Source organism: Pseudomonas sp. Kh14, assembly GCF_900291005.1.
Classification (GTDB): domain Bacteria; phylum Pseudomonadota; class Gammaproteobacteria; order Pseudomonadales; family Pseudomonadaceae; genus Aquipseudomonas; species Aquipseudomonas alloputida.
On record NZ_OLKJ01000034.1, the window covers coordinates 608,307 to 622,809 of the forward strand.

The following is a 14,503-nucleotide window of genomic DNA, read 5'->3' on the forward strand; positions in this document are numbered from 1 at the left end:
ACAAATGAAAGAGCCGGACGGCTGCCGGCTCTGGGTGTACTGAAGTTGACGAGCCGGGCCCGGTCATGCCGGGCCCGCAGAGCGCTACTGGGTCAACTCGTCGATCTCCTCTGCAGTAAGACGTTTCAAGGCGGCCAAGGATTTAGCCAACTCGTCCTGAATCGACGCGCCCTGCCCTTGCAACGCTGCGACGGCCTCGCTGAACGCTCCCAGGGTCGGGTGCTCGAACAACGATCGCAGGCTGACTTCGATGCCCAGTTCGCGGCCCACCCGCGCCACCACCTGCACCACCAGCAGCGAGTGCCCACCCAGCTCGAAGAAGTCATCGCCCAGACTGATGCGCTCGACGCCCAGCACGTCGCTCCAGACCTGCGCCAATTGCTGCTGCAACGACGTTTCCGGTGCCTGGTAGCGCTGCTGAGCGGTGCTCGCGTCCGGTGCCGGTAGTGCTTTGCGGTCGAGCTTGCCATTGGCAGTCAGCGGCAGGCTGTCGAGCCTCACCCACAGTGCCGGCACCATGTAGCCCGGAAGGCTGGCACGCAGATAGTCGGCCAGCACGCTGCGCATCTCGGCTGCGGCGACCGAGGCATCGCGGGCGACCCAATAGGCCACCAACTGCTTGCCACCGGCCACCTGCGCATCCACCACCACGGCGCTGTGCACGCCTTCATGGGCCAGCAGGCGCGATTCGATTTCGCCCAGTTCTATGCGGTAGCCGCGGATCTTCACCTGGAAGTCGGCGCGCCCCACATACTCCAGGGTCTGCCCATCGGCGCACACGTGCGCCAGGTCGCCACTGCGGTACAGGCGCTCACCCGGGCGGCTGGCGAACGGATCGGGGACAAAGCTCAATGCCGTGCGCACCGGATCCCCAAGGTAACCGCGCCCGACACCTACGCCGGCCACATGCAACTCGCCGGTGGCCCGGGCCGGCATCGGTTCGAGCAGGTCGTTGAGCACATGCAGGCGGTTGTGCTCGGTCGCGGTACCGATCGGCAGGTGCACTGAGCGTGCGTCATCACGCACCCGGTACAGCGCCACGTCGTCGGAACACTCCGCCGGGCCGTAGGCGTTGACCAGTTCGACCTGCGGGTAGCGCTCGCGCCAGCGGCGGGCCAGTGCCGGTGACATGGCTTCGCCGGTGGTGAGCAGGTAACGCAGGCGTGGCAATTGCCGGGCTGGCAGTTCCAGCATGGCCTGGATCATCGCCGGTACGCATTCGAGGATGGTCACGCCCGTGGCCTCGACCTGTTGCAGCAGCGCCTGCGGATCCTGCGCCACGGCGTCGGGGAAGATCTCCACGCGGCAACCACACAGGGCCGCCGTCAGCAATTGCCAGACGCTGATATCAAAGCTCTGCGAGGCCGTCTGGGCGATCACGTCGCTGCCCCGCAGGCCCAAGTACGGTAGTTTGCTCAGCTGGTTGTTGAGCATGCCGGCCTGTTCGACCATGACGCCTTTAGGCACACCGGTCGAACCGGAAGTGAAGATCACGTAGGCCAGCAGCTTGGCGGCATTGATGGGCAGGTGCAGCATCTGTGCCGGCACGGCGTTTGCCTGCACCTGCTCCCAGACCAACAAGGTCGGCGGCGCTTGGAAGCCTTCGAGCATCGCTTGGGCCAAGCCCAGGCAATGCTCGTCGCACACCAGCACCCGCGCCTGGCTCAAGCGCAGCACATCGGCCAGGCGCGCCACCGGCAAGGACGGATCCAGCGAGAGATAACCGGCACCCGCCTGGAACACCCCGACCACCATCCCCAGCAACGACAGGTCACGCTCACCGAGCACAGCGACCAGGTGGTCGACGCTCACACCATTGCCCTGCAGTACACCCGCCAGGCGTCGCGCCCGTTGATCCAGCTCGGCGTAGCTCCATTCACGGCCCTGGCAAGCGGCCGCAGGCAGTTGCCCGGCACGCTGCACAGTGGCGTCGAACAGCCGCGCATAGCCCTGCTCGTAGGCCTCGGGCAGCGCTGTCGGCACCTCCGGGGCACTGCCAGGAAGGGCGGCGGCCACAGTATGGAAGTCCGCGTCCAACTGCTCGCTCAAGGCCAGCAACAAAGCCTGGAAGTCAGCCAGCAGCACGCTGATGGTCGCGCTGTCGAACAGGCGTTGGTCATACGACAGGTGCAGGCCCAGCACCTCACCCGGGTACACCACCACGGTGAGCGGGTAGTTGGTGTGCGTGCGCGAACTCCCGGCCTTGACCTTCATGGTCGAAGCCTGGGCGCCCACGCTGGACTCCACGGGCGCGTTCTCGAACACGAACAGGCTGTCGAACAGGGCCTGACCGCTACCGACCTCGCTGAACGCCTGGATATCCACCAAAGGCAAGTGCTCGTGCTCGCGCAGGTTGAGGTTGTGGTCAAGCAGTGACTTGAGCCACGCCTTGGCCGTGACGCCGGCTTCGGCGCCCGGCAACCGGACCCGCAGCGGGATGCTGTTGATGAACAGCCCGACGGTGGCCTGCATCTCGGGGAATTCCACCGGCCGACCGGCCACGGTCACCCCGAACACCACGTCACGGTCGCCGCTGTAGCGTTGCAGTAACAGTGCCCAGGCGCCTTGCACCAGGGTGTTGACCGTCAACTGTGCCGCCTGGGCGCGCTGCGCCACCTGCGCGCTTTGCTCGCGGGTCAGGTACACCAGCTCATCGGCCACTGCTGCATGGTTGTGCTCGGCGCTGGCGCTGCGGTCGAACGGCAGCGCGGTCGGCCGCTCGAAACCTTGCAGCTCATTGCGCCAGAAATCACGCGAAGCCTCACGGTCCCATCGCTGCAGCAAGGCGATGAAGTCGCGGTAGCGCGGCGGCGTCGGCAGTTGTACCGGCACACCGGTGGTCAGGCTCTGGTAGACCTTGAAGAACTCATCGACCACGCCCATCCGACACCAGGCATCGAGCAGCACATGGTGGTTGCTGAAGACGAAGCCGAACTGGTCGGCATCCAGCAGGATCAGGCGCAGGCGGAACGGCACTTCCTTGGCCATATCGAAGCCCTGGCGCAGCTCCGCTTCCAGTTCGGCCTGAAGGGCCTGTTCGTACTGATCTTCAGCCAGGTGACGCCAGTCCAGCAGGCGCAATGCCGGCTCGGTGCGGCGATGGACGATCTGCACCATGCGCTCACCCAGGTCCCAGCAAAACGAGGTGCGCAGCACGTCATGGCGCGCAATTACCGCTTTCCAGGCTTCGCTGAACGCGCCGACATCAATGGCGTGGTCGACGCGGTAGCAATACTGCATCAGATAGATGCCCGAACCCGGTTCGAGCAGGGTGTGCATCAGCAGCCCTTCCTGCATCGGCGACAACGGATAGATGTCTTCGATATCGCGCGCGGCCACCGGCAGGCGATCCAGTTGCTGCTGGCTCAGCCCGGCCAGTGGGAAGTCGCTTGGCGTAATGCCTTGCGCCTCAGGTTCCACGCAGTGCTCGATGACCTCGCGCAACGCCTGCTGATACCGGCTGGCGAGTTGCTCGATGGTCGCCTCCTGGAACATGTCGCGGCTGTAGGTCCAGTCCAGGCGCAGCTCACCGTCGTACACTTGGCCATTGATGCTCAACCAGTTACCCAACGGCGAATCCTCGCCCTGGCTACGGCCGGCACTCTCGTTGGCGGGCACGAACAGCGCACCGCCCTGCTCGCTGAAGCTGCCATCGAACTGGCCGAGGTAGTTGAAGGTCACCCGTGGCTGCGGCAACGCAGCCAGGCGCTGGGCGAACGCGGCTTCGCCCAGGTAACGCAGCACGCCGTAACCGATACCTTTGGCCGGGACCTCGGCCAACTGCTGCTTGATGTGTTTGATGCTGGCCGCCACGCTTGGCAGCGGTGCCAGTTGCACCGGGAACAGACTGGTGAACCAGCCAACGGTGCGGCTCAGGTCGAGGTCGTCGAACAGGTCCTCGCGGCCGTGGCCTTCGAGCTGGATATTCACCGACGGTTGGCCGCTCCAGTCACACAAGGCGCGGGCCAACGCCGTCAACAGCAGGTCGTTGACCTGGGTGCGATACGCTGCTGGCGCGACCTTGAGCAGCTTGTGGGTCAGGGCTTTGTCCAGGCGGGTGCTGGCATGCGCCGCCTGGCGCAGGTTGCATTCGCCTTGCGGGTTATCGCAAGGCAGCTCGCCAGCGGGCTGCTGCGCAGCCTGCAGCCAGTAATCACGTTCAGCCTGCAGTTTTTCGCTGCGCGCATAGTCATCAAGCTGTCGCGCCCATTGGCGCAGGGGTGCCGACCTGGACGGCAGGCTCACCGCCTGCCCTAGGCGAGCCTGCTGGTAGGCCGTCTGCAGGTCTTCAAACAGGATGCGCCAAGACACCCCATCGACCACCAGGTGATGCACCGCCAGCAACAGCCGTTGCTGACCATCGGCAAGTTCGAACAATGTCGCCCTGAACAGCTCGCCACGGGCCAGGTCAAGGCTGGCCTGCACCTCGTTGGCGGCGGTTTCGAGCGCTGCCAAACTGTCCAGAGTGACTATCTGCAGGAGGGCCTGCACCGGTGTCGTGCGCGGTGCAGCATGCCATTTTCCGGCGTGCTCAGTGAACGCCAGGCGCAGCGCCTCATGTTCATTGACCAGCGCCAGCAGCGCCTTGTCCAATGCCTGCGCCTGCAATGTTTGCAGCGGCTTGAGCAGCACCGACTGGTTCCAGTGGTGGCGCTGGGCGATGGCGGTGTCGAAGAAGCGCGCCTGGATCGGCAGCAACGGCAGCGGGCCGTCTGCCTCGGGCTGAACCACAGCGGCTTGCGGCTTGTCCTGGATGACCTTGGCCACCTGGGCCAAGGCCGCGACGGTCTGTTTTTCGAACAGTTGCTTGGGGGTCAGCTTGATGCCCTGGCGCTTGGCGCGGGCGATGATCTGCAAACTGAGGATAGAGTCGCCACCGAGCTCGAAGAAGTTATCGGTGCTACCGACCTGCTCCAGCTTGAGCACATCGGCCCAGATCGCCGCCAGCTTTTCCTCGACCTCACCTACTGGGGCTACGTAAGCCTTGCCGGCCACTTCGGGCTTGGGCAAGGCACGCTTGTCGAGCTTGCCGTTCGCGGTCAGCGGCAGCTGTTCGAGCAACACCAGGTGGGCCGGCACCATATAGTCCGGCAGCTGGGCCTGCAGTTGCGTCAGCAATGCGCTGGCCGCCACGTCGGGTGCGGTCACGCAATAGCCCACAAGCTGCAGGCGTGCAGGGTCACTCTCCAGTGCCAGCGGCAGGACCACGCCTTCGAGCACACCCTCCAGCCCGCGCAGCACTTCACCGACTTCGCCCGGTTCGACGCGGTAACCACGGATCTTAACTTGATCATCGGCGCGGCCAAGGAATTCCACCTGGCCTTGCGCCAAGCGAGCCCGGTCGCCGGTACGGTAGACCCGCCTGCCATCGCCGTGTGGGTCCGGCACAAAGCGCTCGGCGGTCATGCCGGGGCGGCCGAGGTAGCCTTGAGCAACCCCCTGTCCGCCCAAGTACAGTTCACCGGCAACCCGCTCGCCCACCGGGTTCAGGCCACTGTCGAGCAGGTACACATGACTGTTGGCCAAGGGTTGCCCGACCGGCACGCAGCGCAGGTCCGGTTCGCTCGCGCCAACTTCATGGCTGAGAATGCCCACCGTGGTTTCGGTAGGGCCGTAGTGGTTGACCATGCGGCACAGCGGCTTGAGCTGGCGGACCTTTTCCACCAGCGACCCCGGGCTCGCTTCACCGCCGACGATCAACAGCTTGCGCGGCAGCACGCTGGCCGCATCGCTGGCCTGGAGCAAGGCTTGCAGGTGGCTGGGGACGATCTTCAGTACGTCGACCTGATGCTCCGCCATGTAGCTGGCGAAGGCGTCCGGATCGAAGGCATGCTCACGCGACATCAGGTGCAGCAGACGGCCGGATGCCAGCGCGCCGAACAGCACGGTGTGCCCCAGGTCCGCCGCCACGGTCGAGACCATCGCCATGCTGGCGTCGGCTGGCAACTGCAGGCGCTGCAGGATGCCCTGCACGTAGTTGGCCAGCATGCCGTGGGCAACGACCACGCCCTTGGGCTGGCCGGTGGAGCCGGAAGTGTAGATGACATAGGCCGGTTGGGCGGCGCAGACCTCGATGGCCAGCGGCGTCGTCGGGCACTGTCGCCAGGCGGCAGCATCGAAAGGCAATACCGGGCACGCGGCGAAACCATCGAGGGCAAGCTTGGGGTCGTGCACCATCAGCACGGCCTGACTGTCCGTCACCAGTTGAGCCAAGCGCTCGACCGGCTGGGCGCTGTCCAATGGCAGAAAGGCCGCCCCCACCTTGAGCACTGCCAGCAGGCCGGTTACCCATTCGATGGAGCGCTCTTGGCACAAGGCAACCACTTCGCCGGGCTTGACGCCCAGTGCCAGCAGGTGATGCGCCAGCTGGTTCGAACGCTGATCGAGCTGGGCATAGCTCAACTGCTCGCCGCCCGCACGCAGCGCCGGGCGCTCGCCGGCATTGGCCAGCGCCCGGCGGAACAGGCTGAGAAAGTCCGTGCAAGGGAAGGTCGCGGCCTCACCGTGCAAAACCGCATCGGCATCACCGACACAGTCCAGCAGCCGGCTGGCTGGTGCCGCGACCATGTCCTGCAACAACGTGTGCAGGGCCGTCACCAGGCGCTCGACGGTGCTGGCCTTGAACAGGTCGGTGGCATAGGTGAAGTACGCCTGGATACCGTCGGCGCCATCGGTGAAGTCGAAGGCCAGGTCGAAACGCGCATCGGCGCCGCTCAACGGGTACTCCTCGACCTGCAGACCGCTGAGGGTCTTGCGCTGCTCGCCGCCGGCAGCTTCACCCGCGACGTTCTGGTTGAGCTTGAACTGGAACAGCGGGTTATGGCTGAGGTTGCGCTCTGGGGCCAGCGCATCGACCAGTTGCTCAAACGGCAACTCCTGATGCGACTGGGCGTCGGCCACCACCTGGCGGACCTGGGCGAACAGCTCGCTGAAGGTGGCCTGTTCATCCACCTGCACGCGCATGACCTGGGTATTGATGAAGAAACCGATCAGCCCTTCGAGGTCCTTGCGGTTGCGCCCGGCATTGGGCACGCCTATGCGGATGTCGTGCTGGCCACTGTGGCGCGACAGCACCACGGCCAGGGCGCCGAGCAGCACCATGAACAAGGTCTGGCCATTGGCCTGGGCCAGGCTGCGCAACGCGCTGGACAGCGCGGGCGGCAGGTCGGCGCGCACCACCGCGCCCTGGTAGCTGGGCTGCGCAGGGCGTGGGTAGTCCAGCGGCAGGTCGAGCAACGGCTGTTCATCGCCCAGCTGGCTCTGCCAGTAACGCAATTGCCGCTCGCCCTCACCGGCTTCCAGCCAGGCGCGTTGCCAGATGGCGTAGTCGGCGTACTGGATCGGCAGCGCTTCAGGGTTCGGTGCCTGCCCGGCCACCAGTGCGTCATAGAACGACACGAAAGTCTGCACCATCAGCTCGCTCGACCAGCCATCACTGATGATGTGGTGCATGCACACCGTGAGCACGTGTTCGGTAGCACCCACACGCAGCAGCTTGACCCGCAGCAACGGGTCTGCGAACAGGTCGAAGGGGCGACGCAGTTCGTCGCGCACTGCGCCATCGAGGTCGTGCGCCTGGACCTCGACGCACTCCAGGACCACCGGCGACTGCTCCAGCACCTGCTGATAGCACTCCCCTTCGTCCATGACCAGCCGAGTTCGCAGGGTCTCGTGGCGTTGCACCAGCAGCTCCAGGGCACGGGCCATGGCACCGACATCGATCTCGCCCCTGAGCGTCACCGCCATCGGTACGTTATAGAACGCACTGGTCGGTTCCAGTTGCCAGAGAAACATCAGCCGCTGCTGGGCATAGGACAGGGGGATACGCGCCACGTCATGACGGCTGGCGACAATTGGCAGCAGGCGGAAGCTCTGGCCGCCGGCGCTCATCTTTTCGACCACCTGGCGGCGCTGCTCCAGCGGCATTGCTACGAAACGTCTGGCGATGCGTTCTGCGGTTGTCTTGTCCATTTCAAGCCTCAGTCAATTCATTCATCAGTTGTTCGATATCGGCGAGGCCTTCTTCGGTCAGGGCCTGGCCCGCGCCTTCCAGCGCCTGGGCAAAGGCCCGCAGAACCGGTGTTTCGAAGATGAGACGGATCGGCATATCGATGCCCAGTTGGCTGTTGATACGTGAGAGGGCCTGGGCCGCCAGCAGCGAGTGACCACCCAGTTCAAAGAAGTTGTCGTCCAGCCCGACCTGCTCGATGCGCAGGACATCGGCCCAGATCGCTGCGACCTTGCATTCGGTATCGCTGTACGGCGGCACATAGCGCACCTGAAGCTGGGCCAGATCGGGTTGCGGCAGGGCCTTGCGGTCCAGCTTGCCGTTCGGGCTCAGGGGCAGTTCGGGCAACCACATGAGGTGGGCAGGCACCATGTAGTCCGGCAGGCGGCTGCGAAGGTCGGCGCGCAACTGCGCCAGAAGGTCCTGTTGCGTTTGCACGCTGGCCTGGGCGACGTCTGCCACCGCAGGCACCAGGTAGCCGACCAGTTGCTTGCCCAGCGGCCCATCGACGTCGATGACCAGGGCATCACGTACGCTGGCGTGCTCCAGCAGGCGCGCGCCGACTTCTCCCAGCTCGATGCGGAAGCCGCGAATCTTCACCTGATGGTCGATGCGCCCGGCATATTCGATCTGCCCATCGGCGAGGTAGCGCGCCAGGTCGCCGGAGCGATAGAGGCGGCTGCCGGGGGCGCCGAACGGGTCGGGGATGAAGCGCTCGGCGGTCAGGCCAGGGCGCTGGTGGTAGCCCCTGGCGAGCAGTTCGCCGCCGATCATCAGCTCGCCGATCGCGCCATTGAGCACCGCACCGCCACTGTTATCCAGCACGTGGATGCTGCGCCCGGCAAGCACCCGGCCGATCGGCATCACCGGTGGCAGCGCCTGCGCCGTGGCGCCTAGGTAGGGCGCGCAGTCGTGGGCGGTAACCGTGACGGTCGCCTCAGTCGGGCCGTAGGTATTGAGCAGCGTTACATGGCTAAGGCCCGCCGCCTGCCAGGCGAGCAAGCCCTCCGGCGGCATGGCTTCGCCGCCGGCGTGAAACTGGTGCAGGCGGCCGTAGTCGCGAGGACCGTGCTCGGCAAAGTCCTTGGCCAGCATGAACCAATAGGCTGTGGTCACATCTACCACGCTGATGTCATTGCTGATCAGTTCGCGGTAGAACCGCTCGCTGCCCCACAACTCCGGCCCGCGGACCACCACCGAAGCGCCGCAGATCAGCGCCGGGTACAGCTGCTCGACGAAGCCGTCGAAGTTGAAGGTGGCGAACTGCAGGATGCGATCGCTGGGCTTGAGGTTGAAGAAGCCCAGCGACACCTGGGCATGCTGGCTCAGTGCGCCCTGGGTGATCGCCACACCCTTGGGCCGCCCGGTGGAGCCCGAGGTGTACATGACGTAGGCCAGCGTGGCAGGGTCGATGGCGACCTGCGGGTTGGAAGCGTCACCGTCTTCGAGCAGCGCGTCGAGGCACACCTGCGTGACGCAGGCAGGCACTGCCAGCTGCTCACTCAGGCTGGCCTGGGTCAGCAGCAAGGCCAGGCCGCTGTCCTCGATCATGTAGGCCAGGCGTTCGGCCGGGTAGTCAGGGTCCAGCGGCACATAAGCGGCGCCCACCTTGAGGATCGCCAGCAAGCCCGCGACCATCCCCAGGCCACGCTCCAGGGCCACACCGATCAGCACCTCAGGCCCGGCGCCGAGCGCTTGCAGGCGATGGGCCAGGCGGTTGGCGCGCCGGTTGAGTTCGGCATAGCTCCAGGCCTGGCCTTCATGGATGACTGCCACGGCATCCGGTGCGCGCAGCACTTGCGCTTCGAACTGGCGGGCCACGGCGGTATCGCTCAATTGCTCTGCAGGCCCCTGGCACCAGTCCCTCTCGACCAGACGGCGCTCGTCGGCCGTGGCCAGGGCCAGGCAATCGACGCAGGCGTGCGGCTGGGCACACAGCGCTTGCAGCAGGTTCAGCCAGTGCGTGGCCATACGCCCGATGCGTGAGGGGTCGAACAGGTCGACGGCATAGGTGAAGGTCGCCAACACGCCGTCGGAGCGCTCCACGGTGTCGAGCGAGAGATCGAACTGCGCGGTGCCTTCGTCAAGGTCCACCTCCTCTACCTGCAGGCCATTCAAGCTTTGCCCGGTCACCTGCTCACCCAGATCGCGCAAGTGGTTGTACATCACCTGGAACAACGGGTTGTAACCCATGCCGCGCTCTGGCTGCAGCGCCTCGACCAGCGCGTCGAATGGCAGGTCCTTGTTGGCCTGGGCCTGCAGGCTGATTTCTTTGGTATGGGCCAGCAACTGCTCGAAACTGACGCTGTAGTCCACACCCAGCCGCAGCACCACGGTGTTGACGAAGAACCCGATCAACCCTTCGAGCTCCAGGCGATTGCGGTTGGTCATGGGCACGCCGATATTGATCTTCTCCTTGCCGCTGTAGCGCGCCAGCAGCAGGCCGAACGAGGCTAGGAAGACGTGGAACAGCGTGGCGTTGCAGCGCACTGCCAGGCGCCGCAGGTCCGCCGTCAACTGCGCGGGCAGGCGCACGTCCAGACGTCCGCCCCGATAGCTTTGCAGCTCGGGCCGTGGGCGGTCGGCAGGTAACTGCAGCACTGCGAAATCATCTTCCAGGTGCGCCTGCCAGTAACCGAGCTGGGCTTGCATCTGGCCTTCGCTCAGGCGCTCGCGTTGCCAGCTGGCATAGTCGGCGTATTGCACCGGCAAAGGCGCGAAATCAGGCTGCGCTGCCCCTGCGGCATGGTGGTTGTAGACGGCAATGCACTCGCGCACCATCACGCCCATCGACCAGCCGTCGGAGACGATGTGGTGCAGGGTCACGAGCAGTAGGTGCTCCTGCTCGCCACACTGATACAGCTTCATGCGAATCAGCGGCCCGTTGGCAAGGTCGAATGGCTGCTGGATGTCGGCCTGCAACTGCTGCAACAGTTGCGCGGGGTCAAAGGCTTGCGCCTGCTGCTGCTCCAGGGTGACCGCGAGATTGGCGTGGACGCGCAAGCCAGGCACACCTTGCTGCTCTTCGAAACAGGTACGCAACGATTCATGCCGTGAAACCAGCGCCGAAAACGCTTGGGCCAGCGCTTCACGGTCCAGGGCGCCGGTGATGCGCACGGCCATCGGCGTGTGGTAGGCCGAGCTGTGCGGATGGATTTTCCAGAACAGCCACTGGCGGTACTGGGCATGGGACACCGGCAACCAAGCCTGGCGGTCGAGCACCTGGATCGGTGCATCGGCCACCTCGCCCAGCTGGCTGACCCCGTGGCTGAAGCTGCGCAGGTCAGCCGTATCGAATAGCAGGCGCAACGGGATATCCAGGCCCAGTTGTCGGCGTGCGCGCGAGATGATCTGGGTGGCCATGAGTGAGTGCCCACCCAGGGCAAAGAAGTTGTCGTCCAAGCCGACCTGCGGACAGCCCAGCACTTCCTGCCAAAGGTTGGCCAGGTCGATCTGCAGTGGCGTCTGAGCCGGTGTGTGGCTGGCCGCCGGGTGTTGTTGGTCCGGCAGCGGCAATTTGGCCAGGTCGACCTTGCCGTTGGCAGTCAATGGCAGGCTGTCGAGGAACAACACGCGGGCTGGCACCATGTGCGCCTGCACGTGCAACTTCAGCGCTTGCTGCACGGCCTCCTGTGCCGCCTCGGCATCACGCTCGCGGGCCAGCAGCCGCGGCGCCACCAGGTAGGCGAGCAGTTGCAAACTGCCATCCTGGCCGGTGGCACGCACCACCGCCTTGTCCACATCCGGCAGGCCTTGCAGGCACGCCTCGATCTCCCCCGGCTCGACGCGGTAGCCGCGAATCTTCAGCTGGTGATCGACGCGCCCCAGGTACAACAGGCGGCCTTGGCGATCACGCTGCACCACATCGCCGGTGCGGTACAGGCGCGCCCCAGGCTCGCCGTGGGCATCAGGCACGAAACGCTCAGCGGTCAACCCAGGGCGTGCGAGGTAACCACGGGCCAGGCCGGCCCCGGCGATGCACAGCTCGCCTTTGGCCATACCGGGCACCGCCTGCAGCGTGGCGTCGAGCACCTGCACTCGGCTATTGCGCAACGGGCTGCCCAGGTGCGTTACCTCGCCAGCCACCAGTTCGGCGGTGAGCACGCCCACCGTGGTTTCGGTCGGCCCGTAATGGTTCAAGACCTTCAGGCCCGGGCGCAAGGCGCCGATACGCGCCAGCAGTGCCGGCGGGCAGGCCTCGCCGCCAAGCACCAGGCAACGCTGCGGCAGCACGCTGGCATCGGCGCAGGCATCGAGCAGCGCACCCAGGTGCGAAGGCACGATTTTCAGCGCATCGACGTGGTTTGCCGACAGGTAGGCGGCGAAACCGTCGGCATCGAGCACCGCCTCGCGCTGCAGCAGATGTACCGTCTTGCCGGCCCAGAGCGCGCCAAACAGCATGGTATGCCCAAGGTCGGCGGCAGGCGTGGAGACCATGGCGAAGTGTTCCAGATCGCCAAGGGCAATCCGCTCGGACAAGCCTTCAAGGTAATTGGCCAGCGCCCCATGAGACACCGCGACCCCCTTGGGCATACCGGTGGTGCCCGAGGTGTAGATCACATAAGCCAGGTTGCCGGAGTGAACCGCCACGGGCACCCCTGCCTCGCCACCTGCCGCGTTCAGCGCCAGGCACTGTACGCCCCCGATGGCCGGGCCAGGCTCGTCCTCGGCCCTGAGCAAGACCTTGATCTGTGCGTCACGCAGCATGAATGCCATTCGCTGCTGCGGCTGACCCGGCTCCAGCGGCACATACGCCCCCCCGGCCTTGAAAATCGCCAGCAGACCAACCAACAGGTTCACCGAGCGCTCGGCGATCAGGCCCACCGGCTGATCGGCGACCACACCGTGCGCTTGCAGCTGGGCACACAGCTGGTCGGCGCGCGCGTCGAGCTCGCCGTAACTGAGCGAGCCATCGGCACTGACAACGGCGATGCGCTGCGGCTGCGCCTTGGCAAAGGCCGCCACGCGCTGGTGCAGCAACGGGCCGGCATAAGGCAGCACCTGCGGTGCGGCAACGGGTGCGCCCGCCAGCGGCCAGTCGCCCAGCGCAGCAACGTCATCGCGGCTGAGGGCGGCCAGCAGGCTCAGCCAATCACGCCCCATGGCTTCGACGGTGTCGCGCTCGAACAGGTCGAGGGCAAAGGTGAAAGCGGCGCGAAGCTGCCCGGCAACCTCCACGGTGTCCAGGGTAAGGTCAAAGCGTGCAGTGCTCTTGCGCAGCTCGAGTTTTTCCAGCTCAAGGCCCGAGGCGGTGCGCACAGTGGCGACGTCGGTAACCATCGACTGATGGTTGAAAAGCACCTGGAACAGCGGGCTCACGCCCCCGGTGCGTTCCAGGCCCAGCGCTTCCACCAGCTTGTCGAACGGCACGTCCTGGTGCGATTGCGCCTGCGTCGCACAGGCTTTGACCTGGCTCAGCAGGTGCGCACCACCCTGAGTCGGGTCGATGTCGGTCTGCAGCACCTGGGTATTGATGAAGCAACCGATCAGCCCCTCCACTTCACTGCGGTTGCGGTTGGCGATCGGCACACCGACGCGCACCCGCGACTGGCCGCTGTAGCGGTACAACAAGGCCTTGAACGCGGCCAGCAGCACCACGAACAGCGTGACGTTGTGCCGCCTGGCCAGGACCTGCAGGCGCTGGGCCAACGCTGCATCGATTTGCAGTTCCAGGCGTTCGCCACGGTGGCTGGGCAGCGCCGGACGCAGGTGATCGCTCGGCAATTGCAACACGGGGTGGTCGTTGCCCAGATGATCCAACCAGTACTCCAGCTGGCGCGCCTGCTCGCCGGCTTCCAGCCAGCTGCGCTGCCACAGGGCGAAATCGCGATACTGGATGGCCAGCGGCGCAAGTGCTGACGCTTGGCCGGCCACGGCGGCATCGTAAAGCCGAACCAGTTCGTCGATCAGGATACCCAGCGACCAACCGTCGGCGATGATATGGTGCAGAGTGATCAGCAACAGGTGCTCGGTGGCCGAGGTGCGCAGCAAGCGCACCCGCATCAGCGGACCAGCGGCCAAGTCGAAGGGTGCCGCCGACTCTGCAGCACATACGGCCTCGACCTGCTGCGCCTGGGCCTCGCCCTGCAGGTGGGAAAGGTCCAACAGCTCGCCCCTGATCGACGCCTGCGCCTGCACGCATTGGCGTGGCTGGTCGTCAACCTCGGGAAACACCGTGCGCAGCGATTCATGTCGCGCCACCAGGGTGTCCAGCGCCTGCTGCAAGGCCTCAGGCGCTATCGGCCCCTTGAGCTTGACTGCCATGGGCAGGTTATAGGCAGCACTCTTGGCATCGAGCCGCCAGGCGAACCACATGCGCTGCTGGGCATATGACAGCGCGTCACGGGCGGCAACCTCGACCCCAGGCGCGATCGGCAACAGCGCGAAATCGACGCCCTCCCCGCGCATGGCATCCAGAAACAACCGTCGCTTGGCAGCGGGCAGCTCGATGAAGCGTCGAGCCAGTTTGAGTGAGTCTTGGGCGTTCATGCTCGG

At 65.6% G+C, this 14,503-nt stretch carries 2 protein-coding genes; both read right to left on the minus strand.

The window, feature by feature from the left end; translation table 11 throughout:
• Positions 1 to 84: 84 nt before the first annotated feature.
• Positions 85 to 7,971, minus strand: coding sequence for a non-ribosomal peptide synthetase (locus tag FQ668_RS20050; protein WP_144180600.1), 7,887 nt, complete (start codon positions 7,969 to 7,971; stop codon positions 85 to 87).
• 1 nt (position 7,972) lies between these two features.
• The gene (locus tag FQ668_RS20055; RefSeq protein WP_019437867.1) at positions 7,973 to 14,497 is read right to left on the minus strand and encodes a non-ribosomal peptide synthetase; all 6,525 of its coding nucleotides are present in this window, start codon (positions 14,495 to 14,497) and stop codon (positions 7,973 to 7,975) included.
• Between the last annotated feature and the right edge of the window lie 6 nt (positions 14,498 to 14,503).

What these genes read in the sequence shown, in the direction of transcription:
- FQ668_RS20050 (WP_144180600.1), bottom strand. Translation starts at nt 7,971, where the DNA reads ATGGACAAGACAACCGCAGAACGCATCGCCAGACGTTTCGTAGCAATG.
- FQ668_RS20055 (WP_019437867.1), bottom strand. Translation starts at nt 14,497, where the DNA reads ATGAACGCCCAAGACTCACTCAAACTGGCTCGACGCTTCATCGAGCTG.